A 24,038-nucleotide genomic window follows, 5' to 3' on the forward strand; every position below is an offset into this window, starting at 1 on the left:
GTAATTAATTGTGGCTGGAACATTATTATTTAATGCTTTGAAAGAAGCGATTGATGAAGAAATGGCAAATGATGTAAATGTTTGCGTAATGGGGGAAGATGTTGGTCAATATGGAGGATCTTATAAAGTAACTAAGGATTTATATGAAAAATATGGAGAGTTAAGAGTCTTAGATACTCCAATTGCAGAGAATAGTTTTACGGGTATGGCTGTGGGTGCAGCAATGACTGGCTTAAGACCAATAGTAGAAGGGATGAATATGGGTTTTTTGCTTTTAGCTTTTAATCAGATATCAAATAATATGGGTATGCTTAGATATACAAGCGGCGGAAATTATAAAATACCTGCAGTAGTTCGAGGCCCTGGAGGAGTTGGTCGTCAACTTGGTGCTGAGCATAGTCAAAGACTTGAAGCATATTTTCATGCAGTTCCTGGCATAAAGATTGTGGCATGTAGTACACCCACAAATGCTAAAGGTTTAATGAAAGCAGCTATAAGAGATGATAATCCGGTTCTATTTTTCGAACATGTTCTTCTATACAATTTGTCTGAAGAATTACCAGAGGGTGATTATACTTGCGCTTTAGACCAGGCTGACGTTGTAAAAGAAGGGAAAGATATTACTCTATTGACTTATTCAAGAATGAGGCATCACTGCCTTAAAGCTGTTGAAGAATTAGAAAAAAAAGGAATAGATGTTGAGTTAATAGATTTAATAAGTTTAAAACCATTTGATATGGAAACCATCTCAAAATCAATAAGAAAAACAAATAAAGTAATTATTGTTGAAGAATGTATGAAGACTGGAGGTATTGGCGCAGAATTAATTGCCTTAATAACTGAAGAGTGTTTCGATGATCTTGATGCCCGACCAATTAGATTATCTAGTCAGGATATTCCAACTCCTTATAATGGAAATCTCGAAAATTTGACAATAATCCAACCACATCAAATAGTTGAAAAAGTTGAAAACTTAATTAGTGGGAGTATATAGACAATGAAAAAAAGGCAAGGTTGGCTTTTTTTTATTATATTTTTACTTACTATATCTGTTTATCTATTAATAAATTATCCCTTACAGTTGGGATTGGATTTACAAGGGGGTTCACAACTTACACTACAAATTATTAAAGAGGAAGGTAAAGTAACAAGGGATGAACTTGAAGCAGTTAATTCGGTTATAGATAAGCGCGTCAACAATTTAGGAGTTTCAGAGTCTAATTTGCAAACCCTCGGTGCAGATCAATTGATTTTAGAATTACCAGGTGAACAAAATCCATTAGTTGCTTCAAGGGTATTAGGTAAGACTGCATTATTAGAATTTAGAACCCAAAAAGAAGGAACATATACAGATTTAAAAACCCTGCAACTACAGAGATTGAGTATTAAAGAATTAATTGAACTATATTCCTCTGCAGAAAAAAGTCAAAATGAAGATAATTTCTTAAAAGTTATTCAAGATAATCTTAATAATATAGAGCAAGAATTGAATTACTTATCTACTAGTAATGATTTATATGGGAAGTTAATTGAAATAAAAAAATATATTAATAAAGAAATTACAAATTTATTTATTAATACAGATTTATCAGGTAAGGATCTTATTAACGCAGGAAGAAGACAAGAACAAACAAATAGTAATTGGGAAGTTTTATTAACTTTTAGTAATTCAGGAGGTGAAAAGTTTGCAGAAATTACAAAGTCAATTGCTGGCACTAATCAACTATTGGCTATCATTCTGGATGGTGAATCAATAAGTGAAGCCAGTGTTGGTAATCAGTTTGCTAGTACTGGGATTACAGGTGGATCAGCAACAATAAGCGGTAATTTTAGTGCTGAAAATGCTAGAGAATTAGAAGTTCAACTCAAAGGAGGCTCATTGCCATTGCCAATTGAAATCGTAGAAACTAATACAATAGGGGCTCTATTGGGATCCAAAAATATTATAAAAAGTCTATATGCAGCAATTAGTGGTTTAATTTTTGTTGGTATTTTTATGATTTTTAATTATAGAATTCTAGGTTTTGTTTCAGTTCTTTCTCTAGTACTTTATAGTTTCTTTAACTTAGCCCTATATTCTCTAATTCCTGTAACTTTGACTTTACCTGGAATATCAGGCCTTTTACTTAGCATTGGTATGGCTGTTGATGCAAATATTCTAATATTTGAGAGAATTAGAGAAGAATTATGTGATGGTAATACTCTTACAAGATCCATTGATAGCGGATTTCAAAGAGCTAACTCATCCATAGTTGATGGACATATTACAACTCTTCTAAGTTGTTTTGTATTGTTTTTATTAGGAACAAATTTTGTTAAGGGTTTTGCGGCAACATTAGGTATTGGTGTCTTGATAAGCTTGTTTACCTCATTAAATTGTTCTAAAACTATTTTGCGATTTTTTACAACATATCCTTCTTTGAGACAAAAAAATCTTTATCTTCCAAGGAATAATTTTTCTAATTAAATTTTTTATTTTAACTTCTCATGAAATACAATCTTGAACTAATAAAAAATAAAAAAAAGATAATTGGTTTTTCATCTGTTTTTATTTTGTTGAGTCTTCTAGGAATTTTATATTCTACTTTTAATACTTCTTATAAGAAACCTATAAATTTAGGGATGGATTTTATTGGCGGAAATGAACTAAGAATAGAAAGAGTTTGTGAAGCGGAATGTTCTAAATTTTCCCCTGATTTAGTTATGGAAAATTTAAGAGAAATCTCTAAAAATAAAAATGTGTTAAACAATATTAAATTACAATTCCAAAATAATAATAAATTAATTTCAATAAGAACACCTTATTTAAGTATCGAAGAATCAAATAATCTTATTACTAATCTTGATAATATTATTGGACCTCTAAATTATGAGAGTAAGGATTCAAGATTAATAGGTCCAAAGCTTGGGAAAAGATTACTTACTAATTGTGTTGCTTCTTTGTTGGTTTCATTATTTGCAATATCTTTATATATAACAATTAGATTTGATAAAAAATATGCATTATTTGCATTACTAGCTTTATTCCATGATTTATTAATTGTTTTCGGTATATTCTCCTGGTTAGGAATTATATTATCTGTAGAGGTAAATAGTCTTTTTGCTGTGTCCTTGTTAACTATTGCTGGTTATTCTGTAAATGATACTGTTGTTATTTTTGATAGAATTCGTGAGAATTTAAAATCAAAAAAAGAAGGCTATAACGAAACTATTCAATTATCAGTAAACGAATCATTTAGGAGAACAACCTTTACCAGTATTACAACCCTTATTCCTTTATTAAGCATAATTTTGTTTGGATCTTACTCCCTATTTTGGTTTTCCTTGGCCTTATCATTAGGAATTATAGTTGGAAGTTATTCAAGTATTTTATTGGCTCCATCTTTGTTGCTTAAAGACTGACCTTAAGCTTCTAATTTTATGAAATTGAATTACTATTTAATAATTTTATTTTCTTTAGTTTTAATAGATCTTTCTACTGAGCTAAAAATATTATTTGATCACTTTACTTTTAGTTCACTATATTTTGCTATTGGTAAACATCCCTTAGCTTTCTTTATACTTTTTTCCTACCCATATTTATATAAAAAATTAATTAAGTAGTTTTTAAATATCTTTAAATGATTCTTTGATTAAAACCTGAATTACTACTGCTAATGGAAGAGAAAGGATTAAGCCTAATGGACCAAAAATGAATGTAAATCCAAATTGTGATATTAATGTCAAACCAGGAAGTAAGTTTGCTTTTTTCTTCATTATGGATGGCATTATTATATAGCTTTCAATATTTTGAATTATTACATATGCTCCTAAAACGGCCAGTGGCTTCCAAAAATTATCAAGAAGTGCAATTGAGATTGGAAATATACCACTAATAACTGGACCTATATTTGGAATTATATTAAGAACCATTGCTATTAAAGCATTTGAGACAACATATTTGACATCTAATAAAGACAAAACTATTAATGATAAAAGACCTACTGATAATGAACTTATAACCATGGAAAAGGTCCAGTTTGCTAATGCAATATTACATTTTTCCAGAATATTTCTAAATTTGTTGCGATAATTTTTTGGAATTAATAGAAGTATATTTTCTTTATATTGTTTTGGTTCAATAGAAATCATCAAACTCACTGCTAATACAAATATTAATTTCAAAAGACCTGAACCAAGATTTCCCGCTATATTTATTAAATTCTTAAAGCTTTCTTGAACAGCTTTTGCAATAGTTGAGGCATCTGGAATAGTAACTACATTATTTATAAGACTAAATATGTCTATAAAATTTTCTGATTGTTTTCCGTAAAATAGGCTATTAAGTTTGTTCAAATTTGAATTTATCAAAATATTTATTTTTGATAAACCGTTTGGAATATCAACTAGTATTTCATTAAATTCTTTTATAAACGGAGGTAATACAAGAATAAAAATAGTAAATACCATTACTGATATTACAGTTAAGACAAGAAACAAAGACAACGGTCGAGGAATTTTCAAGCCCTTTTGAATTTGATTACATAAATTACATACAATATTTGAAATTACTAAAGAACAAATTATTAAAAGGAGAAAATCTCTTAAAGTCCATAGTATTAACGAAGTTATTAAAATTACTACTAACTTGAAATATGATGAACTATTCAATTTTCAAAATTTTCTACTTCTTCTCAGAATATCCTAATCCATTTGATTTGGCATAACTATTTGCAAATCTCATAAATCTATCAAAGTCAGAAGTATTCTTCCAAATATAAACTGCTTCTAAAAATATGGGTTCTCCATCAAGAAATTTTACTTTAACTTCCCTAGTAAGTATTACCCCTTCAGAGTCAATCATACGCATACCTGTGATTTCTCCATCTGTTATTGAAGATAATGCTTGAGGTTTTTCGAACAAAAATAATGCTTGGCCAGTGGTACCATCCTTACTCCTAGTGAGTCTTATTTCAGGCACTACTGGTTCATCAGTTCCTTCATAAAATTGTATTCTTGCAGTTTTATTTTCGGTCATAATGTTCGATTAATAATTTTTTATCTTAGGAAATATTTTTCACATTCGTTTGTAATTATTTTATAAAACATTATTTATTAACTCTATTATTCTTTCATCATATTTTTTGTCGGTTAAATCTAACATCTTTATGTTGGTTTTCCCAACCTTTTCATATTCATAACACTTATCGTAATAATCTAAAACTGATCTGCAAACTAAGTCCCATTTCTCGTTATTAATTGATTCAAGAGCTATTTTTGTTCTTTGTGGTCCTAATCTTTTTTTTATCCTTAATACAGATTCTTGGAGCTCTTCCTTCTTAAAAACACTATAAGTATCTATCAACTCATCTAACCTATTAGATTCGCTCCTTAAAATTTCAATCCTCCTAGAATTTTTCATCTGATTAAAGAATTCATGAGGGATTTTACATTTACCTATATTTGCACTTTCAGCTTCTACAAAAATATTATTAGAAAATTGAAAGGAATTTAATTTTTCTGCAATTTGATTTTCAAATTGTTCATTAGTAGGTTGTTCATTCATTCCTAAACCTCCAAATGTACTTCCTCTATGACAAGCAAATCCTTCAAGATCAATAGTTTGATATTTATATTTATCTAGTAATGATAATAACCTTGTCTTGCCTGTTCCTGTTTTTCCGCCAATAACTACAATTTTTAACTTTTTCGAAAAACTATCTAATACCCATCTCCTATAAATTTTGTATCCTCCTTTTAGTGTAACGATATTTAATTTAAATTTTTCTAATAACCAAGCAATACTCTTTGAACGCATACCTCCTCTAGAGCAATATATTCTTATATACAATTCATTATTGTTTTTATTAGTAATTGTTTTATAAGAGTCAATATTCATGAATAAATTATCAAGAAGTAATTCCATTTTCTTTTCAAAAAAATTTAATCCCTCTATTACTGCTTTATTTCTTCCTTCTTTTTTATAAATCGTCCCAATTATTGATCTCTCATCATTATCAAATAGTGGAATGTTAATAGAATTAGGCATGTGTCCTTTATAATATTCATCTGGGCTCCTTACATCTATAAGTGGTCCTTTAAAACTTCTAAATTTCACTAGTTCTTTTCTTTTGAAATACATGGATAGTTTTTATTTTTTGATTGATTTTTTAAAATGAATAAAAAAGAACAAGATAACTACAGTAATAATGCTACATTAGATTTGATAAAAAAATTTGTTGATTCCAATCAAAGAAAAAGAATAAATTCATTAACTCAAATAGAATCTGAAGTCGAAAATATTTTTAATCTTGGCCCTTCACTTTTTGATATCTTTGATAATAATGGAGATGACTGGGCTGCTGGTTGGATTTTGCAAGTTTTAAAAAAATTTAAGCCTGAATTTTTTGAAAACTCTAAATTCAATAATTGGTTTAATACATATTCAGATATTGATATTAATTATGATGATTTGCAATTGATGTTGGTTGATCAAAATTTTGAAGAGGCAGATAGATTAACAAGTTCCTACTTACGGAAATTAGCTGGAAAATTAGCTGAGAAACGTGGATATGTTTTCTATAGTGAAGTTAAGAATATGTCAGGTAAAGATCTACAAACAATAGATAGATTATGGACTATTTATTCTACTGGTAGATTTGGATTCTCTATTCAAGCAAGGATATTAAAATCAGTAGGTAAAAAATATGAATTAATGTGGCCAAAAATAGGCTGGAAAAAAGAAGGCATATGGACTAGATATCCAGGATCTTTTCGCTGGTCATTGGATGCTCCTGATGGACATATGCCTTTAATAAATCAACTAAGAGGAGTAAGACTTATGGACTCCATCCTGCGGCATCCAGCTATTGCAGAAAGACATAATAATATTCTTTAAATTGAGGTAATTAATAAGTTAAAATTAAGACAGTAACAAAATATTATTATGTCCTTAATTCGGGGCAAAAATATTTTAAAAAAATTTTTTAAAAGACCAAAGATTAATTGGTCAAACTATGAATTTGAATCATCATTACAGTTAAATGAATTTGTCGATAAATTATTAGAACCTATTAATAATTCTCCATCAAGTTATCTTATAAAACTTGGTTTACATGAAGCTTTAGTTAATGCAGTAAAACATGGAAATAAATTAGATCCTAAAAAAAATATTAGAGTAAGAAGAATAATTACTCCTAATTGGTGTGTTTGGCAAATTCAAGATCAAGGTAATGGTTTAGAAATAAAAAAAAGAGATTACAAATTACCAAAAAAAATAAGTAGTGTAAATGGTCGTGGCCTATACATTATTAATGAATGCTTTGATGATATTAGATGGAGTAGTAAAGGTAATAGGCTTCAGTTGGCTTTAAAAAGGTGATTTTTACTAGGGCAAGGTTGATCTACATTAATTTCTTTTAACCATTTTATGCTTTCTTCTATATACTCAATAGTTTCCTTCTCATTACAAGAAATAATTAAATGGCATAATCCTGCCGAAATTAGTTCTGCAGATCTTTTATATTTATTTCCTTTATCTTTATGCCATTTAGAATGATCAATTTTTAATTTGTCATTAAGACTTTGAACAAGCTGAATAGTATCTTTATCCCAATAGGTCATAGAAGTTTTTATTTACTTTACCGCAGACCATACTTTAGTCATAAAAAAGGAATTAGATTTTACATCTTTAAACCCTACATCCTCAATTTTAGAATCTATATCCTCTTTTATGTAATCATAATAAAAAGGCTCATGAAATGATTTATAGAAGCTTTCCATTACGGATGTAAAGTCAGGTGAATCACTTATTTGAATTGAATCGGCTAAAACTAATATCCCCCCAGGTTCAAGAACTCTAAAAAATTCATTCAATACTTTAGCTCTGATTGTTCTAGGCAATTCATGAAATAAGTAAACACAAGAAATGCATTGAAAACTATCATTTTCAAAAGGTAATTCCTCAGCATTACCTTTTATTAACTGAATTAAATCTCCATCTAAATCTGAAATATATCTACTTGCTTCTTTTAAGTATGAATCAGATAAATCAATTCCTGTAATTTTTTCTTTAGGAAATGCGGCTCTTAATTGTTTTAATGTTCTTCCTGATCCTGTAGCTACATCAAGTATTTGTATAGAACTTTTTTTTCTATGGCTAAACATTTCAAGACCTTCTTTTATTGGCTTAATTATTCTTCTCCTCATTGAGTCAGCACTTCCATTGAAAAGTATTTCTACTTGTAGGTCATAAATACTAGCTGAAAAATCTGATAAATAACCATCTGTTTGATGATGAAAATTTCTCAAGTAATATTGCGGATAATTCTCTTTATCAATTGATTTTGGAAGATCATCAAAATTTTGTTTTCTGCGTCTATCCCACGTATTAGGCATATCAAGCCAAATTTTAGGATATTGAGTTAGATATCTAAGCCATGGTTCGTCAAATAATAATTTTTTTGGATATATATTTTTTTCGGCATCATTCCAATCTTCTTCTCTTAAGATATCCATTGAATTTTGGATTCGCATTAGAAGATCCTTATCTACATCAAAATTTTCAAGCTTCGAATCTGGAAGAATAAAATTCATTAATCTTGAACTGATCTGCTTGTGAGCAAAACCTGCAATGCTTTTAGTTTGTTGTAGTGTTTTATATGCAAATTTTGGAATAGAATCTTTAGCCATTTTTCAATTTATATATGTATATTCCAACAAAAAAAAAATCAAATTGAGAAAATTTTGTGATATTTCTCAAATTGATTCTTTTTTAACTAATTAGTTCTTTTAATTATGCATCGTAATACATGAAGAATTCATGGGGATGAGGTCTTTGTCTAAGTTGTTGTACCTCTTCGTATTTTATATCGATAAAGTTATCAATAAAATCTTCAGTAAATACTCCACCTGCTAATAAATAATCCTTATCTGCTTTTAGCGCATTAAGTGAGTCATTTAGGGATGAAGGTACTGTATCAATTTTTGCAAGTTCATCAGCAGGAAGTTCAAACAAATCTACATCTACACCATCACCAGGATCAATTTGATTTTTAATCCCATCAATACCAGCAAGCATCATTACAGAGAATGCTAAGTAAGGATTTGCAAGTGCGTCACCTGATCTGAATTCTAATCTTTTAGCTTTAGGACTTGGACCTGTTAAAGGTATTCTTACAGCAGCTGATCTATTACCCTCAGAATAAACTAGATTTACAGGTGCTTCAAATCCTGGAACTAATCTTTTGTAGCTATTTGTAGTTGGGTTAGTAAATGCTAGGAATGAAGGTGCATGCTTGAGTATGCCTCCAATGTACCATCTTGCTGTTTGAGATAAATTTGCATATGATCCTTCACCAAAGAAAAGTGGCTGTCCACTCTTCCATAAACTTTGGTGAACATGCATTCCTGTTCCGTTGTCATTAAAAACAGGCTTGGGCATAAATGTTGCTGTTTTTCCATATTTTTTTGCAACATTTCTGACAACATATTTATAAGTCATAACGTTATCAGCAGCATTTATTAACGAATCAAATTTCATTCCAAGCTCGTGTTGACCGGCACCAGCAACCTCATGGTGATGTTTTTCTGTGGGGATACCTAATTCACCCATAAGAAGAAGCATTTCAGATCTGATATCCTGCGCAGTATCATTTGGAGCTACTGGAAAATATCCCTCTTTATATTGTATTTTGTATCCTAAGTTTCCACCTTCTTCAATTCTCCCTGTATTCCATGGCGCTTCAATAGTATCTACACTATAAAAACAACCTCCCTCTTTAGAGTCATATCTAACATCATCGAATAAAAAGAATTCAGGTTCTGGTCCAAAAAATGCAGTATCTGCTATGCCCGTCGAGTCTAAATATTTTAATGCCTTTTGAGCTAATGCTCTTGGACACCTATCATAAGGTTCCCCACTTCTTGGCTCCTGAATAGAGCAAATCATGCTTAGAGTTTTATGTTTATAAAAAGGATCTATCCAAGCTGTACTTGCATCTGGCACCATTGACATATCCGATGCATTAATTGCTTTCCAACCTCTTATTGATGAGCCATCAAATGCCAAACCTTCTGTAAAAGATTCCTCTTCTATCATGTCTGATGTAAGAGTTAAATGTTGCCATTTTCCATGAATATCAGTGAATTTTAAATCGATAAGTTCAATTCCTTCGTCTTTAATTTGACTTAAAACATCTTGAGGAGATTTAGACATAATTTTGTAATACCTTATATGAAATTAATAACTTGATGATTCTTGTTATGTATCAACGGTAACTTTTTTTAAGACTTGATGTCTTCTTTTAGTGTTTCAAGTCATAAGTTTAATAATTGTTTACCTAAATATTTAAATTGAATGAATTTCTTTAAATAAATATCGCTTATGTGGCGATATTAGATTAATTTAAAAGTAATTGAATGTAATGCTTTGACAGAAGCAAAACTTATTTCGACTTTAAATGAAGAGAATTTATCTCATTTCTCAAAGACTTATGTTCCCTCAAGACTTTTATTAGGTCCTGGTCCTTCAAATGCACATCCAGAAGTCTTAAGCGCTCTTTCATTGAATCCTATTGGTCACTTAGATGAAGCATATATTTCATTAATGTCTGATGTTCAACAACTTCTAAGATATACATGGCAATGTAATAATCGTCTGACTCTTCCAATGAGTGGTACTGGAAGTGCAGCTATGGAAGCTTCCATAGCAAATTTTATAGAGGAAGGAGAAAAAATTCTTATCGCTAAAAAAGGATATTTTGGAGACAGACTTGTTGATATGGCAACAAGATATAAAGCAGATGTATCTGTTATTCAAAAACCATGGGGTGAATCCTTTTCTTATGAAGAAATCAAGTATGAAATAGAAACAAAAAAACCAGCAATTTTTGCTATTGTCCATGCTGAAACATCAAGTGGTGTTTTACAACCTCTTGAGGGGATTGGCGATGTATGTAGAAAAAATAACTGCTTGTTTTTAGTTGATGCAGTTACTTCACTTGGCGCTTTAGAGTTATTGATAGACGAATGGAAAATTGATCTTGCATACAGCTGTAGTCAAAAGGGATTAAGTTGTCCTCCAGGATTAAGTCCTTTTACAATGAATAAAAGGGCTGAAGAAAAATTGTGTTCAAGAAAAACAAAAGTCCCTAACTGGTATTTAGATTTATCTCTATTAAATAAATATTGGGGTTCTGATCGTGTTTACCATCACACTGCACCCGTCAATATGAATTTTGCTATTCGTGAAGGTTTACGATTAATTGCTAATGAGGGTTTGGAAAATGTTTGGAAAAGACATAACACTAATGCAAAGAAACTGTGGAATGGTTTAGAAAGTCTTGGAATGGAATTACATGTATCAGAGGATTATAGATTGCCAACTTTAACCACAGTTAAAATTCCTCCTGCAGTTGATGGGGATGGTTTTAGAAATCATCTCTTAAGAAACTTTGGAATTGAAATAGGAAATGGGCTTGGAGAATTATCCGGAAAGGTATGGCGTATAGGGCTAATGGGTTTTAATTCATGTGAGGATAATGTTGACAGATTACTAAATCTATTTGATAGTGAACTCAAAAAATTTTCTATTTTTGAGTCCTCAACTTTTTGAACCAAATCTGTAAAATTTGACTGCATTCATCTTCTAGAATACCTCCAATTATTTCCATTTTGTGATGAGCGCTTTCATGTTTTGATAGGTCGATTGAACCACCCAATCCACCTCTTTTCTTATCGTAAGCCCCGAAAATAACTTTACCCATTCGTGCTTGAATAAGTGCAGAGGAACACATAGTACAGGGTTCTAAATTTGTGATAATAGTACATTCATTAAATCTCCAATCATTTTTTATTAGAGATGCCTGCCTAAGTGCCATTATCTCAGCATGACCTAATGGGTCTTTATTTATATTCCTTCTGTTAACACCTCTCCCGATACATCTTCCTCTCTCATCTAAAATTATTGAAGAGATTGGTAGCTCAACTTTTCCAATTGCTTTGGATCTTCTTAATATCGAATTCATCCAAAATGTGTATTTTGAATTATTTATTTTTTTTTGTTGATCTTCATTACTATTTCCATTTTCAAAAATATATCTCATTTACCTAGATTGAGAATAGAATTATTATTAGATATCTTATCTGATGGCTGAAGATTTAATTAATAATAAAGATATATATTTCCCCTCAAATTTAGGGACTAATGACAAATTGATTACTCTTCTCAATAGAGCATGTCAAACTCTTTGCGACTGGTTCTCTAAAGCTGATAAAAATGGTCCTTTACCTTTTGATGAGAGTTTCAATTGTATTATGCCTGAGGATGATGGTACCTCTGAGGAAGATTTGTTTTCTGAGATTGAATCTCTTTTGAATAATTCATTTAATCCCGTTCATCCTGGCTCACTAGCTCACCTTGATCCACCACCTTTAATTTTCTCTATTTTGGGAGATTTAATTGCTGCAGGTTTAAATAATAATCTTCTCGCTTACGAGTTATCACCAAGTGTAACCTTGCTTGAGGAATCATTATGCAAATGGTTTGCCAAGAAAATAGGGTTTAATGATTTCTCAGGAGGTATAGCTGCTAGCGGAGGCACATTAAGTAATCTGAATGCACTTATTGCAGCTAGAAATAATGCTGGATTAGGTACAAATCCTAATTCTGTATTATTTGTTAGTGAAGATGCTCATTCTTCTTTCGTTAAATGTATAAGAGTAATGGGTCTTGATACTAGGAATCTTGTCAGGATTAAAACTGACAATCAAGGTCGAATGGATATAAACGATCTGAGAAACTCTTTAGATAAATGTTCAAAAGAAAATAAAAAAATATTTGCTATTGTTGCCACCCTTGGAACAACTGTAAGAGGAGCCATAGACCCTATTAAAGAAATAAGTGAAATCTGTAAACAAAGAAACATTTGGTTACATATTGATGGTTCAATTGGAGGGATTTTTGCTATAACTTCTATTCCAATACAAGGTCTAAATAATATTAATCAGGCTAATTCAATAACGATAAATCCACAAAAAATTATTGGTATTACAAAGACTTCATCTTTGTTATTGGTTTCAAATATGAGTACTTTAGAAAATACTTTTAATACTGGACTACCATACATATCATCTAAAGAAAATATTATAAATAGAGGAGAAATAGGCATACAAGGTTCTAGACCTGCAGAGGTTATCAAACTATGGCTTGGTTTACGTTTTTTAGGCATCAAAGGAATAGAAAATATATTAAGATCATCAATAAAAAGAAAAGATTTTTTTGTAAAAAATATTAGTAAAAATAAGTTTGATATATATTCAGGTCCTCTTCATATTGTCTCATTCCTACCAAATAAACTTAAGCCAAAAGACTCTGATGCATGGACTCAAACTAAAGTAAATGAACTAATTAAAAATAATTTTATGCTTTCTAGACCAAAATTTAAAGGTAAATATTTTTTACGGGTTGTCATGGGAAATTACAATACAAAAGATTCTCATATTGAAGAACTTTTGAGACTTTTAGATGCTTAAATAATGAATATGGGTAGACCAAAAATTATTGCAATAGTAACAGGGTTTATCTCTATAGCAATTTGCATTGCTTATTTACTATTAATAACTATCTTTGATTTCAGAACTTATCTAAATGATCAATTATCCAATATTAATTAGTAAATGGAGGCAAACTTTTATTTGATTTAAAATATTTTTTAATTTCAATTTTTGAAATAGCTTCTTTTACAAAATTATTTAAAATATCCTCTCTTTTACTTATTCTATAGATCTTATCTACTACTTCTTGAATTCCTCCATCTCCCCAATCTTGACCATTTTTAAAATATTCAATCAAACTTAGTCCTACTATTCTTATTAACCAGCCTGCTGTAACTGATTGTATAGATTTAGATAATATTATTTTAGTCAAGCTTGTAGCTAAAGCAGGAGAAAGAATGGCGAGACCCCCTTTTAGTATGCCTTGTTTTGCCAATGCGCTTAACAATGAAGTCGCCAAATCTTTTGCATCTTTTTTTGTAAGCTTTATTTCATATATTTTTGATAACTCCATTATCATTTGAAGATTTACGGAGGTAGTAGTAAGAAAATCAATTGCTGGTAGTGGATTAACTAGTATTACTCCTCCTGTTATCCACATATATTTATTAATAACTTTATTTGACATTAAATATCTTTGTTCTTCCACGAAATTTTTACTTTTAATACCTAACTTATTTGAGCGAAAAAGAATATTATCCGCCAATAACTCTTCACCATTATTATCTAGGGTTTCAATTATTTCTCTAAATAAACTTCCTACCTCTGGAACTAAATTTAAAGCGTCTGATTTTACATAGGGAGATTTTTGAGGGACTGCAATTGTTTGGATAACTGAAATTTTATTTTTTCTAGCGGAAGTTATTGAAATTATATTTTCTTTGATAAGGTTATTTTCATCTCTAGACCTCAAATCACATTTATTTAGAACTATTATTATTTTTTTCCTTAATTTTATTAATTCTTTAATTAAATAGTTTTCGTATTTATTAATATCCTGATCTAACACAAAAAGTACTAGGTCAGAATATGATGCTTGTATAATTGTTGCTTTTTCTCTTTCTTCTCCTAATTTAGATGGTTCGAATAAACCCGGAGTATCAACTATATTAATGTTTCTTTTTAAAATTGGTATACGAATTTTGTAGCTATTAATTTGCTTTGTGGTACCTATTTTTGGTGATGTTTGTCCCACAATATTTTTCAATAATGATCTTGCTATAGATGTTTTTCCTGAGGATCCTGCTCCAAAAAGAGTAACTTTATAATCTCCTGTTTTTAATTGGGACTCTAGTTTATTTTTTTGGTAATTTATCAATTCAGCTTTTACTTTGTCGTTAATTTTTTTATTAATTTTCTCGACTCCTTCCAAACTTATCTTTGCAGCACCATATGTATTCTTGAACGAAAGTGTATTTTTTTTATTTTTATATATAACTTTATAAACTATTTTTTTAAATAATTTTTTATCAATATTATAAAAAGTATAAATAATTATAATTAAAAATAAAAGAGTATAAATATTTACTATTCTTACAAATATGGAAAATAAAATATAAAGAAATAATATCAATAATACATACTTTATATACTTTAATTCCAAGTGATTCATTTTATCGATTATTTTTAAAAATGTTATACAGTAAAATAATGAAACCAATATTTATAGATATATCAGCAATATTAAATACTGGAAAATTTATAATATTTAAATTTATAAAATCAACTACAAAACCCTTATATATCCTATCTATGCCATTACCAATAGTTCCGCCAAGAATAAAGCTATAAGAATAAAGATCAAATGAGTTTAAAGTATTCTTCCTAAATATCAAATAAATAAGTAATATAGAAAAAATAATACTTACTAAAGATAAAAATAATCTACTCCCAGTAAATATGTTAAATGCTGCTCCGTAATTTTTTACAAAGTCTAATTTGAATAAAAGAAAATCTTTATTAATAAATAATTTTTTATTATAAAACATTAAATATTTCGTAAATTGATCTATTAGAACAATAAAAATACTTAAAAATACAAAAAATAATTTTGTTTTTATATTAATAATCATTATTTGATACGTTTTAAACGTTCTATAGGTTTAATAAGTAATAAAAGTGGAAAAAGCATTAAAAAATGATATCCAATCTTACCTAATGAGTATTTCCCTAAATTATATAAAAATAAATTAAATTGACTGTAGAATATAACTTGTATGAAGTTGTAAAATATTCCAGTTAAATGCATAGCACCAATTGCTATAAATCCGTTTTTTAAAAAGTTTCCAACGTTTAAATTATTTCTATTATTTAAGTTATCAATTATTTTGATTAATGGATATAAACCTAATAAATAACCAAAATTTGGAGTTAGCAAATAACCTAATGAACCTCCTTGATGAAAGACAGGAAGTATAAATAACCCCAAAATTATATATATAGAAAATGCTCTGAAAACAACTTTTCTATGAAATATAAGTGTTAATAAAATTATGGTCGGAATTTGCCATGTGATAGGTAACTCAAAATTATTACTAGATTTATTGATAAAAGTTAGTGGAATATAAACAGGTAACATTGATGTTATTACTAGTAATTGAAGACTCACTAGTATCTCAATTAATTTATAAAAATTGAGCATTATTATAAATTCTATTTATAAACTTCTCAATGCAACAATTGGATCTAATTTAGAAGCTCTTTTTGCAGGTAAAACGCCAAAGATTAAACCTATTGATCCTGAAATGATCATGGTGGAGAAAGTAGTTGTAATTCCTACTGATGCGGGAAGTGGTGTTATCAGGGATAAAAGAAAAACACCTGATAATCCTGTTGTTGTTCCAATTAATCCTCCAATTGTAGATAAAATCAATGCCTCAATCAAAAATTGAATTAATATATCTGACTGTTTAGCTCCTATTGCTTTTCTAAGTCCAATTTCTTCAGTCCTTTCACTTACAGAAACAAGCATAATATTCATGATTCCTATGCCTCCAACCACCAAAGATACTGCCCCAATACCAGCCAATAAAAAAGTTAGCCCACTTGTTATATTGGTAACTATATTCAATGCATCTTCTTGTGATCTAACCGCAAAGTCATCATCTCTTATTATTTTATGTCTTTGCCTTAATAAGTTAGTAATCTGAAATTTGGCGGCACTAGTTGAATTTTTATTTATAGCTTCAACGCTAATAAAGCTTAAACTTACTCCATATGTTGGGTCCTTCCCTGTAATCCTGTTGACCATGGTGGTTAATGGAATATAAGCATTTTTGTCTTGATTACTTCCAAATACAGCACCTTTTGGTTTTAATATTCCAATAATTTCATAAGTATGATCTTTAATTCTGATTTTTTCCCCAAGTGATGAAGAATTATCTTTGAAAAATTCGTCTTTAAGATCAGGACCTATTACTGCATAACTTCTTGCACTATTAATATCACTCTTAGATATAAATCTTCCCTTATCAACTTCAAAGCTTCTTACTTCAAGAAATTCAGGAGTAACTCCTGCAATTGATATATTTAGACTTTTAGAATTTGACTGCACTATTTCGTTAGCAGAAATTTGAGGCGCAACTTTTTTAACTGTTGGTACTTGATTACTTATTGCAAGTGCATCTTCTAAAACAAGATTTTTAGGAAATGAAATACCTCTTCTTCTGGTGTCATTATTTCCAGGAACAATGAATAAAACATTTGCACCTAAATTACTTAATTGGTTTTTAGCTAATGTTTGAGCACCTCTTCCAAGCCCAACTAGTGTAATAACTGATGCATTTCCTATAATTATCCCCAACATTGTTAACGAACTTCTCAATTTGTTCGAAACCAATGTTTTTGTGGCCATACCTAAGGCTTCCTTAATTGAGATATTCCTAGACATATTTGTATTTATCTATTGCATCTTCATCTTCAATTTGCCCCATATAAATAACACCTTCATTAAGTTGCAGTGTGATAAGGTCGCCATTATTAATTTGATGATTATCCATATTTTCTAAATTACAAATGGAAGAAATCTTTTTATTATTTTTGTTAAACAAAGTATAAACATCATTTACTTTTTGGTTAGTAACAATACCTGCAATACTTTTACTCAGTGGAATATTATCCATTAATTCCTTGGGAACAAATAATATTTCTCCTGGACAAATTAAAGAAATATCAAGATTATTTTTTATTATTCTTGCTTTACCTGTAACACCGATTTCCCCTATTGATATTCCTCTTGATACAATCTTTCTTACTAAACCCACTTTTATTAAATCTGTAGATCCGCTAATACCAGTTAATGTACCTGCTGTTTGAATTACCAAATCTCCTTGATTGAGGATCCCCATCTCCTGGGCAATTTGCATAGCTAAACTAAAAGTCTTAGCAGTTCTTTCATCATTTTTAACTACTATCGGAGTGACTCCCCAAACAAGTTGCAATCTTCTCGCTACACTTCTCTCTGTAGTGGTTGCCAAGATAGGAGTTGGTGGTCTGAACTTACTTACATTTCTAGCGGTAGAACCTGATTTTGTTAAAGGAATTATAGCTCCTGCATCAAGTTGTCTAGCTATATTACTTACTGCTGCACTAATAGCATTTGGAATTGTACTAGGTAAGTGGCTTTCAATAGCTTTAAGTGGATAATCCCTTTCAATTCTTCTGGCTATGGTTGCCATCGTTTCAACTGCCTCTACAGGATAATCACCAACTGCAGTTTCGTTTGAAAGCATTACAGCATCTGTACCATCCAGAATTGCATTTGCAACATCACTAACTTCGGCTCTAGTTGGTCTTGGGTTAGAGGCCATAGAATCAAGCATTTGAGTCGCTGTAATTATTGGGATACCTAATGAATTGGCTTTTCTAATTAATTCTTTTTGTAAAAGAGGAACTTCTTCAGCAGGCATTTCCACTCCCAAATCACCTCTCGCAACCATTACCCCATCACATAAGGGTAATACTGTATCAATCTGATCAATTGCTTCAAATTTTTCAATTTTTGCGACTACAGGAGTTGAATGCCCATGTTTGTTTATTAAATCTTTTATCTCATTAATATCGGATGGATTTCTTACGAAACTTAGTGCTATCCAATCAACTCCTTCAGATAAACCGAATTTTAAATCCTCCTTATCTTTTTCTGTTAATGCTTTTACTGATAATTGAACATCTGGGAAATTAACACCTTTATTGTTTGAAAGAACCCCTCCTACAGTAACCATGCACTCCAAATTATTAGCTTTTATATCAACTTTTTCTACAATCATTTCTATTTTTCCATCATCTAAAAGTATTCTTTTCCCTTTGCTAACTTCTTGAGAAAGTTTGTTGTAGGTCACATTTGCAATAGTATTTGTACATTCCACTTCATTTGATGTAAGTGTAAATTTATCACCTTTTTTAACTTTTACTGGCCCATCTTTAAAGCGCCCTAATCTTATTTTAGGACCTTGAAGATCTTGCAATATTCCAATATCTATATCTAACTTTTTTGATACTTCCCTTATGGTTTTTATTCTCTCAGCATGATCTTTATGATCTCCATGTGAGAAATTTAATCTGAATGTTGTTACTCCGGCTTTAATTAAATCTGTAATTATCTCTTCAGATTGAGTTGCAGGGCCAATAGTTGCTACTATTTTTGTTCTTCTTTTTAAATCAATATTCGACATATATAGATAATATTGCTAGATATAAATAAATTTACCATACCCAAAGTTAGTTATTTAAGTCATGGATTTTAAAACTTATCAGAAAAAAGCTAGAGAAACAGCACAATATCCAGACTTAGGCTCAAATAATATTTATCCAACTCTTGGTTTAGTTGGAGAGGCTGGTGAGGTGGCTGAAAAAGTGAAAAAGGTTATAAGAGATAAAAATGGAATATTTGACAAAGAATCAAAATTAGGTATTAAAAAAGAGTTAGGAGATGTTTTGTGGTACATATCAAATCTTTGTACAGAATTAAATTTCGATTTAGAGGATGTTGCATTACAAAACCTTGAAAAATTAAAATTAAGAGCTGCTAATGGAAAGATAAGAGGTTCTGGAGATGATAGATAAGTTCAGCTATAACCTAAGCTTGCATACTGGAGATTTGTAATTAAATTTTGTATAACATTTAAAAGTAAAAAAGCTAATAAGGATGAAATATCAAATCCACCTATTGGAGGGATAATACCTCTAAAAATGTTTAAATAAGGATCTGTGATAGAAGTTAATGCAGATAGAACGCCGTTACTCCAATCAATACCTGGAAACCATGTAAGTAAAATTCTTATTATCAATATGAAAGAATAAATTGATAAAGTTTGGCCCAGAACTGCAAAAATCTCAGATAACATTATCTTTTCGTAATTTAATATATCCTAACATTTACTTATTATTGCTGCTTATTATTACTGCTTCCTATTTTTGAGAGATATTCATTACTTACAGCAAAAGTTTGAAAAAACTTTTCTGATAATGATAACCAATATGATCTACCATCTTTTTGCTTTCGTTTGACGATAAATTTCTTTTCTAATAATTGTTTAATATGATCGTAAGCACCCGAACCTCTTAGAAGTATAAGATCCGATTGAAGGATCTTTTTTTTGATCGCAATAGTAGCCAATGTCCTTAATTCTGATGTTTTCAAATCAGAAGGAAGTAAATCATCGACGAAATTATTAAGACTAGATTTTAGTTCAAGAGAAAAACTGTTATTAACTGCATTTAATTCAATAGCTGAGTTGGGGTCAGAGTATTTATTTTTTAGATCTTTAATTGCATCATTTATTGAGTTTATATCAGAATTAGTAATTTCTGAAAGATCCTTTTTTGTTATTGGTCTGCCTTTCAAATATAGAACAGCTTCAACTTTAGTAACTAGATCTATATCAGATATTGGTGTGGTATTTAGATCAGATTGATTGATTTTAATTACCGAAATCTTTCCTAATTTACCTTAAATTTAATCTGATGCACCAAGGAATAATTTATATGTATCGTTTTGAGTTTCATCCCAATATTTATAGCCTAGGATTCTTACAAATTTATTCCACTCTAAAATCTCTTTTTTATCGATTAAAACTCCAATAACAATTTTCCCAACATCAGCTCCATAATTCCTATAGTGAAACACACTTATAGACCAATTAGATTTCATATTATTTAAGAAGTTTATTAATGCGCCAGGTCTTTCAGGAAACTCAAATCTGTATAAAAGCTCAATAAAATTTCTATTATCCATTTCTTTAAAATTCTTTGGTAATCTTCCACCTACCATATGTCTCAGATGATTTTTAGATAATTCATCATCACTTATGTCAATAAAGGAGTACTCCGAATTTCTAAATAAATTTAAAAGATTTTTTTTATCATTTAATCCATAAACTTGAACTCCTACAAAGATCTGGGCATTAATAGAATTTGACATCCTGTAGCTAAATTCAGTTAAATTTCTATTATCAAGTAACTTACAAAAATCAATTAAACTTCCAGGACGTTCAGGAATTTCAACAGCCATCATTACTTCTTTACACTCTCCAAGTTCTGCTCTTTCTGCGACAAATCTAAGCCGCTCAAAATTCATATTTGCACCACATGCAATCGCAACCATTTTTCTATTTGAATGATTCGAATTTAAAATATCTTTTTTCATACCTGCAATTGATAATGCTCCTGCGGGCTCTAGTATTGATCTAGTATCCTCAAAAACATCTTTTATAGCCGCACATATTTCATCAGTATTAACGGTAATCATCTTATCTATATATTTTCTTCCAATATCAAAAGTATTATTACCAATTTTTTTAACCGCTACTCCATCTGCAAATTGACCAACAGAAGATAATTCCACAATTTTTGATTCTTCCAATGATTTTGTCATGGCGTCTGCATCTTCAGGCTCTACACCTATTATTTTTACTTCAGGCCATATTTTTTTTATATATAAAGAAATTCCTGATATTAACCCACCACCACCAACAGCAATATAAATTGCATAAGGTTGTTCCTTAAGCTGCTCTTCAAGTTCTATAGCTATAGTTCCTTGACCTGCTATTACTTCTGGATCGTCAAAAGGATGAATAAAACATAAATTTCTTTCTTGGCTAATTCTTATTGCCTCTTTGTATGTTTCATCATAATTATCACCAAATAATATAACTTTTGCTTTTAAATTTTTTACTGCATTAACTTTTACTAGAGGTGTGGTAATGGGCATTAATATGGTTGCTTGGCAATTTAACTTAAGGGCACTAAGTGCAACCCCTTGAGCATGATTACCAGCACTAGAAGTAATTACTCCCCGAGCAAGCTGAGAATTTGTAAGCTTACTCATTTTGTTATATGCACCTCTTATTTTGAATGAAAATACATCCTGAAGATCTTCTCTTTTTAGAAAAACATCATTATTAAGTGTATTACTTAAATTATGAGCTTTCTCTAGTGGTGTTTTTTTTGCAACTTCATAGACCTCAGCTTGAAGTATTTTTTCAAAATAATCATTCATATATATATTTTTAGCATTAATTATTAATCTAATAAAACATTACATGATCTATTTCAAAAAAAATACTCATTTTGCACCTCGGCGTTTTAGATTATACAGATACCAATTTTTGTTAAATGCTTTTAAGTGAGTTAAGTCATCCAAATCAACTTCATGGCTTAACAGTTTCACAATTAGAGGAAATTGCTTGTCAAATTAGAGAAAGACATCTTCAGGTAGTATCTACTAGTGGAGGACATCTTGGCCCTGGATTGGGTGTAGTTGAGTTGACATTGGCTTTATATCAAACTCTTGATCTTGATTTTGACAAAGTTGTTTGGGATGTAGGGCATCAAGGTTACCCTCATAAATTAATTACAGGACGTTTTAGTCAATTTGATTCTCTAAGGCAACAAAATGGAGTCGCGGGATATCTAAAAAGAAGTGAAAGTAAATTTGATCATTTTGGTGCTGGACATGCAAGCACTTCTATCTCCGCTGCTTTGGGAATGGCAATAGCAAGAGATAGAAAAGGTGAAAATTATAAATGTGTCGCTGTTATTGGAGATGGAGCACTAACTGGAGGAATGGCATTAGAAGCTATAAATCATGCAGGTCACTTACCAAATACCCCTTTAGTTGTAGTATTGAACGATAATGACATGTCTATCTCACCTCCCGTTGGAGCCCTTTCATCTTACTTAAATAAAGTGAGAGTAAGTCCACCATTGCAATTTTTGTCTGATAGTGTCCAAGAAAGTGTAAAAAATATTCCCTTAATTGGTAAGGATATCCCAGAAGAACTCAAAAATATTAAAGGTAGCGTTAGAAGACTATCCGTGCCTAAAGTTGGAGCTGTTTTTGAAGAACTTGGATTTACATATATGGGTCCAATTGATGGTCATGATATTGGTAACTTAGTTAAGACCTTTAACGCTGCCCATAAACTTAAAAGACCTGTACTTGTTCATGTTGTCACAACAAAAGGGAAGGGTTACCCATATGCTGAAGCCGATCAGGTTGGATATCATGCACAGTCTGCATTTGATCTTACAACTGGGAAATCTATTCCATCAAAGAGACCTAAACCTGTTAGTTATAGCAAAATATTTGGTCAAACTTTATTAAAAATATGTGAGCAAGATAGCAAAGTCGTTGGTATTACAGCTGCAATGGCTACAGGTACCGGTTTAGATATATTGCAAAAAAATATCCCTGCTCAATACATCGATGTAGGAATAGCTGAACAACATGCAGTTACTCTTGCGGCAGGAATGTCTTGCGATGGTCTTAAACCTGTTGTGGCTATTTATAGTACTTTTCTACAACGTGCTTTCGACCAATTAATTCATGATGTAGGGATACAAAATTTACCTGTATCATTTGTACTTGATAGAGCTGGTATAGTTGGAGCTGACGGTCCTACTCACCAAGGTCAGTACGATATTAGTTACATGAGATCTATACCTAATTTTGTATTGATGGCTCCAAAGGATGAGTCTGAATTACAGAGAATGTTAATAACTTCAATAAACCATAATGGTCCTACAGCTCTAAGAATACCCAGAGGCTCTGGATTAGGAGTGGCTGTAATGGATGAGGGTTGGGAACCTTTGAATATAGGCGAAGCTGAAATTCTTGAAGAAGGAGAGGATATTTTAATTATTGCTTATGGTTCAATGGTCGCATCAGCAATCGAAACAGCAAAGATCTTAAAAAATATAAACATTAATGCATGCATTGTTAATGCAAGATTTGTTAAACCTCTCGATAAAAATCTTATTATGCCTTTAGCAATTAGGATTCAAAAAGTTGTAACCATGGAAGAAGGAACCTTAATAGGTGGATTTGGTTCTGCAATAGTTGAATTATTTAACGATAATGAAATAAACATTCCTGTATACAGAATAGGTATACCAGATGTTTTAGTTGATCATGCTTCACCTGATCAGAGTAAAGAAAAACTAGGACTTATGCCTGATCAGATGGCAGATAAAATTGTTAAGAAATTTAAGTTAGTTAATTAAAA

The 24,038-nt window shown here is 30.4% G+C and carries 24 protein-coding genes; 9 read left to right on the forward strand and 15 right to left on the reverse strand.

Annotated features, from left to right (window positions below; genetic code table 11):
* Positions 1 to 10: 10 nt before the first annotated feature.
* Genes EV02_RS07550 through secF form a run of 3 tightly spaced genes read left to right on the forward strand, consistent with a single transcriptional unit; the run spans position 11 to position 3,402 of the window.
* The gene (locus EV02_RS07550) at positions 11 to 994 is read left to right on the forward strand and encodes a pyruvate dehydrogenase complex E1 component subunit beta (RefSeq protein WP_025945934.1); all 984 of its coding nucleotides are present in this window, start codon (positions 11 to 13) and stop codon (positions 992 to 994) included.
* A 3-nt stretch (positions 995 to 997) separates the two neighbouring features.
* The gene (secD, locus tag EV02_RS07545; RefSeq protein WP_032518866.1) at positions 998 to 2,467 is read left to right on the forward strand and encodes a protein translocase subunit SecD; all 1,470 of its coding nucleotides are present in this window, start codon (positions 998 to 1,000) and stop codon (positions 2,465 to 2,467) included.
* A 20-nt stretch (positions 2,468 to 2,487) separates the two neighbouring features.
* Positions 2,488 to 3,402: a protein translocase subunit SecF gene (gene secF, locus EV02_RS07540; protein WP_032518867.1), complete on the forward strand. Its 915-nt coding sequence runs from the start codon at positions 2,488 to 2,490 to the stop codon at positions 3,400 to 3,402.
* A gap of 204 nt (positions 3,403 to 3,606) precedes the next feature.
* Here secF and EV02_RS07530 read toward each other — a convergent pair whose 3' ends face one another.
* The 3 genes from EV02_RS07530 to mnmH are packed head-to-tail and all read right to left on the reverse strand — an operon-like array spanning position 3,607 to position 6,121.
* Positions 3,607 to 4,650, reverse strand: coding sequence for an AI-2E family transporter (locus tag EV02_RS07530; RefSeq protein WP_032518869.1), 1,044 nt, complete (start codon positions 4,648 to 4,650; stop codon positions 3,607 to 3,609).
* A 13-nt stretch (positions 4,651 to 4,663) separates the two neighbouring features.
* Complete coding sequence (psb28, locus tag EV02_RS07525) at positions 4,664 to 5,017, reverse strand: photosystem II reaction center protein Psb28 (RefSeq protein ID WP_032518870.1); 354 nt, start codon at positions 5,015 to 5,017, stop codon at positions 4,664 to 4,666.
* Positions 5,018 to 5,077: 60 nt separating this feature from the next.
* Positions 5,078 to 6,121 (reverse strand): tRNA 2-selenouridine(34) synthase MnmH, encoded by a 1,044-nt coding sequence (gene mnmH / locus EV02_RS07520; RefSeq protein WP_032518871.1) that lies wholly within the window; start codon positions 6,119 to 6,121, stop codon positions 5,078 to 5,080.
* Between the two features lie 33 nt (positions 6,122 to 6,154).
* On the opposite strand from mnmH, the gene EV02_RS07515 reads away from it, so the two are divergent.
* Positions 6,155 to 6,877: a GUN4 domain-containing protein gene (locus EV02_RS07515; protein WP_032518872.1), complete on the forward strand. Its 723-nt coding sequence runs from the start codon at positions 6,155 to 6,157 to the stop codon at positions 6,875 to 6,877.
* A 48-nt stretch (positions 6,878 to 6,925) separates the two neighbouring features.
* The gene (locus EV02_RS07510) at positions 6,926 to 7,360 is read left to right on the forward strand and encodes an ATP-binding protein (protein ID WP_032518873.1); all 435 of its coding nucleotides are present in this window, start codon (positions 6,926 to 6,928) and stop codon (positions 7,358 to 7,360) included.
* Here EV02_RS07510 and EV02_RS07505 read toward each other — a convergent pair.
* The 3 genes from EV02_RS07505 to glnA all read right to left on the reverse strand — a co-directional run bounded on the left by EV02_RS07505 (position 7,339) and on the right by glnA (position 10,195).
* Positions 7,339 to 7,602, reverse strand: coding sequence for a DUF6439 family protein (locus EV02_RS07505; protein ID WP_032518874.1), 264 nt, complete (start codon positions 7,600 to 7,602; stop codon positions 7,339 to 7,341). The two genes, EV02_RS07510 and EV02_RS07505, sit on opposite strands and share 22 nt — an antisense overlap.
* A gap of 12 nt (positions 7,603 to 7,614) precedes the next feature.
* Entirely contained in the window at positions 7,615 to 8,670 is a 1,056-nt protein-coding gene (locus tag EV02_RS07500) for a class I SAM-dependent methyltransferase (protein ID WP_032518875.1), read from the reverse strand.
* Positions 8,671 to 8,773: 103 nt separating this feature from the next.
* The gene (glnA, locus tag EV02_RS07495; RefSeq protein ID WP_032518876.1) at positions 8,774 to 10,195 is read right to left on the reverse strand and encodes a type I glutamate--ammonia ligase; all 1,422 of its coding nucleotides are present in this window, start codon (positions 10,193 to 10,195) and stop codon (positions 8,774 to 8,776) included.
* 213 nt (positions 10,196 to 10,408) lie between these two features.
* Between glnA and EV02_RS07490 the strand changes: the two genes are divergently transcribed.
* Positions 10,409 to 11,593: a pyridoxal-phosphate-dependent aminotransferase family protein gene (locus EV02_RS07490; RefSeq protein ID WP_032518877.1), complete on the forward strand. Its 1,185-nt coding sequence runs from the start codon at positions 10,409 to 10,411 to the stop codon at positions 11,591 to 11,593.
* On the opposite strand, the gene EV02_RS07485 is transcribed toward EV02_RS07490, so the two are convergent.
* The gene (locus EV02_RS07485) at positions 11,568 to 12,083 is read right to left on the reverse strand and encodes a nucleoside deaminase (RefSeq protein WP_032518878.1); all 516 of its coding nucleotides are present in this window, start codon (positions 12,081 to 12,083) and stop codon (positions 11,568 to 11,570) included. The two genes, EV02_RS07490 and EV02_RS07485, sit on opposite strands and share 26 nt — an antisense overlap.
* A gap of 43 nt (positions 12,084 to 12,126) precedes the next feature.
* Here EV02_RS07485 and EV02_RS07480 point away from each other — a divergent pair, with 43 nt between their 5' ends.
* Positions 12,127 to 13,512 (forward strand): pyridoxal phosphate-dependent decarboxylase family protein, encoded by a 1,386-nt coding sequence (locus tag EV02_RS07480; RefSeq protein WP_032518879.1) that lies wholly within the window; start codon positions 12,127 to 12,129, stop codon positions 13,510 to 13,512.
* Between the two features lie 133 nt (positions 13,513 to 13,645).
* On the opposite strand, the gene EV02_RS07475 is transcribed toward EV02_RS07480, so the two are convergent.
* The 5 genes from EV02_RS07475 to pyk are packed head-to-tail and all read right to left on the reverse strand — an operon-like array spanning position 13,646 to position 19,205.
* Positions 13,646 to 15,145 carry a GTP-binding protein gene (locus EV02_RS07475; RefSeq protein ID WP_032519175.1) on the reverse strand — a complete coding sequence of 500 codons (1,500 nt, stop codon included), beginning with the start codon at positions 15,143 to 15,145 and terminating at the stop codon, positions 13,646 to 13,648.
* 1 nt (position 15,146) lies between these two features.
* Positions 15,147 to 15,605 carry a signal peptidase II gene (lspA, locus tag EV02_RS07470; RefSeq protein ID WP_032518880.1) on the reverse strand — a complete coding sequence of 153 codons (459 nt, stop codon included), beginning with the start codon at positions 15,603 to 15,605 and terminating at the stop codon, positions 15,147 to 15,149.
* The gene (locus EV02_RS07465) at positions 15,605 to 16,141 is read right to left on the reverse strand and encodes a biotin transporter BioY (RefSeq protein ID WP_241433692.1); all 537 of its coding nucleotides are present in this window, start codon (positions 16,139 to 16,141) and stop codon (positions 15,605 to 15,607) included. Before EV02_RS07465 ends, lspA begins: the two co-directional genes overlap by 1 nt.
* Positions 16,142 to 16,189: 48 nt before the next feature.
* A complete protein-coding gene (locus EV02_RS07460) occupies positions 16,190 to 17,422 on the reverse strand; it encodes an ABC transporter permease (RefSeq protein WP_032518882.1) in 1,233 nt (410 codons plus the stop codon).
* Positions 17,415 to 19,205, reverse strand: a complete 1,791-nt coding sequence (gene pyk / locus EV02_RS07455; RefSeq protein ID WP_032518883.1) for a pyruvate kinase — start codon at positions 19,203 to 19,205, stop codon at positions 17,415 to 17,417. Before pyk ends, EV02_RS07460 begins: the two co-directional genes overlap by 8 nt.
* A 61-nt stretch (positions 19,206 to 19,266) precedes the next feature.
* Between pyk and EV02_RS07450 the strand changes: the two genes are divergently transcribed.
* The gene (locus EV02_RS07450) at positions 19,267 to 19,596 is read left to right on the forward strand and encodes a nucleoside triphosphate pyrophosphohydrolase family protein (protein WP_032518884.1); all 330 of its coding nucleotides are present in this window, start codon (positions 19,267 to 19,269) and stop codon (positions 19,594 to 19,596) included.
* A gap of 2 nt (positions 19,597 to 19,598) precedes the next feature.
* Here the strand turns inward: EV02_RS07450 and EV02_RS07445 are convergent, their stop codons facing one another.
* The 3 genes from EV02_RS07445 to ilvA all read right to left on the reverse strand — a co-directional run bounded on the left by EV02_RS07445 (position 19,599) and on the right by ilvA (position 22,030).
* Positions 19,599 to 19,877, reverse strand: coding sequence for a YggT family protein (locus tag EV02_RS07445; RefSeq protein WP_002807500.1), 279 nt, complete (start codon positions 19,875 to 19,877; stop codon positions 19,599 to 19,601).
* A gap of 38 nt (positions 19,878 to 19,915) precedes the next feature.
* The gene (gene scpB, locus EV02_RS07440; RefSeq protein ID WP_032518885.1) at positions 19,916 to 20,422 is read right to left on the reverse strand and encodes an SMC-Scp complex subunit ScpB; all 507 of its coding nucleotides are present in this window, start codon (positions 20,420 to 20,422) and stop codon (positions 19,916 to 19,918) included.
* A 66-nt stretch (positions 20,423 to 20,488) separates the two neighbouring features.
* Positions 20,489 to 22,030 (reverse strand): threonine ammonia-lyase, biosynthetic, encoded by a 1,542-nt coding sequence (gene ilvA, locus EV02_RS07435; protein WP_032518886.1) that lies wholly within the window; start codon positions 22,028 to 22,030, stop codon positions 20,489 to 20,491.
* 116 nt (positions 22,031 to 22,146) lie between these two features.
* Here ilvA and dxs point away from each other — a divergent pair, with 116 nt between their 5' ends.
* Positions 22,147 to 24,036 carry a 1-deoxy-D-xylulose-5-phosphate synthase gene (gene dxs, locus EV02_RS07430; protein WP_032518887.1) on the forward strand — a complete coding sequence of 630 codons (1,890 nt, stop codon included), beginning with the start codon at positions 22,147 to 22,149 and terminating at the stop codon, positions 24,034 to 24,036.
* The last annotated feature ends 2 nt before the right edge of the window (positions 24,037 to 24,038 follow it).

This window comes from Prochlorococcus marinus str. SB (assembly GCF_000760115.1).
GTDB lineage: Bacteria > Cyanobacteriota > Cyanobacteriia > PCC-6307 > Cyanobiaceae > Prochlorococcus_A > Prochlorococcus_A marinus_D.

What these genes read in the sequence shown, in the direction of transcription:
- dxs (WP_032518887.1), top strand. Translation starts at nt 22,147, where the DNA reads ATGCTTTTAAGTGAGTTAAGTCATCCAAATCAACTTCATGGCTTAACA.
- psb28 (WP_032518870.1), bottom strand. Translation starts at nt 5,017, where the DNA reads ATGACCGAAAATAAAACTGCAAGAATACAATTTTATGAAGGAACTGAT.
- mnmH (WP_032518871.1), bottom strand. Translation starts at nt 6,121, where the DNA reads ATGTATTTCAAAAGAAAAGAACTAGTGAAATTTAGAAGTTTTAAAGGA.
- EV02_RS07460 (WP_032518882.1), bottom strand. Translation starts at nt 17,422, where the DNA reads ATGTCTAGGAATATCTCAATTAAGGAAGCCTTAGGTATGGCCACAAAA.
- lspA (WP_032518880.1), bottom strand. Translation starts at nt 15,605, where the DNA reads ATGATTATTAATATAAAAACAAAATTATTTTTTGTATTTTTAAGTATT.
- secF (WP_032518867.1), top strand. Translation starts at nt 2,488, where the DNA reads ATGAAATACAATCTTGAACTAATAAAAAATAAAAAAAAGATAATTGGT.
- EV02_RS07450 (WP_032518884.1), top strand. Translation starts at nt 19,267, where the DNA reads ATGGATTTTAAAACTTATCAGAAAAAAGCTAGAGAAACAGCACAATAT.
- EV02_RS07515 (WP_032518872.1), top strand. Translation starts at nt 6,155, where the DNA reads ATGAATAAAAAAGAACAAGATAACTACAGTAATAATGCTACATTAGAT.
- EV02_RS07480 (WP_032518879.1), top strand. Translation starts at nt 12,127, where the DNA reads ATGGCTGAAGATTTAATTAATAATAAAGATATATATTTCCCCTCAAAT.
- EV02_RS07445 (WP_002807500.1), bottom strand. Translation starts at nt 19,877, where the DNA reads ATGTTATCTGAGATTTTTGCAGTTCTGGGCCAAACTTTATCAATTTAT.
- EV02_RS07505 (WP_032518874.1), bottom strand. Translation starts at nt 7,602, where the DNA reads ATGACCTATTGGGATAAAGATACTATTCAGCTTGTTCAAAGTCTTAAT.
- EV02_RS07475 (WP_032519175.1), bottom strand. Translation starts at nt 15,145, where the DNA reads ATGAATCACTTGGAATTAAAGTATATAAAGTATGTATTATTGATATTA.
- EV02_RS07500 (WP_032518875.1), bottom strand. Translation starts at nt 8,670, where the DNA reads ATGGCTAAAGATTCTATTCCAAAATTTGCATATAAAACACTACAACAA.
- pyk (WP_032518883.1), bottom strand. Translation starts at nt 19,205, where the DNA reads ATGTCGAATATTGATTTAAAAAGAAGAACAAAAATAGTAGCAACTATT.
- ilvA (WP_032518886.1), bottom strand. Translation starts at nt 22,030, where the DNA reads ATGAATGATTATTTTGAAAAAATACTTCAAGCTGAGGTCTATGAAGTT.
- glnA (WP_032518876.1), bottom strand. Translation starts at nt 10,195, where the DNA reads ATGTCTAAATCTCCTCAAGATGTTTTAAGTCAAATTAAAGACGAAGGA.
- EV02_RS07485 (WP_032518878.1), bottom strand. Translation starts at nt 12,083, where the DNA reads ATGAGATATATTTTTGAAAATGGAAATAGTAATGAAGATCAACAAAAA.
- secD (WP_032518866.1), top strand. Translation starts at nt 998, where the DNA reads ATGAAAAAAAGGCAAGGTTGGCTTTTTTTTATTATATTTTTACTTACT.
- EV02_RS07510 (WP_032518873.1), top strand. Translation starts at nt 6,926, where the DNA reads ATGTCCTTAATTCGGGGCAAAAATATTTTAAAAAAATTTTTTAAAAGA.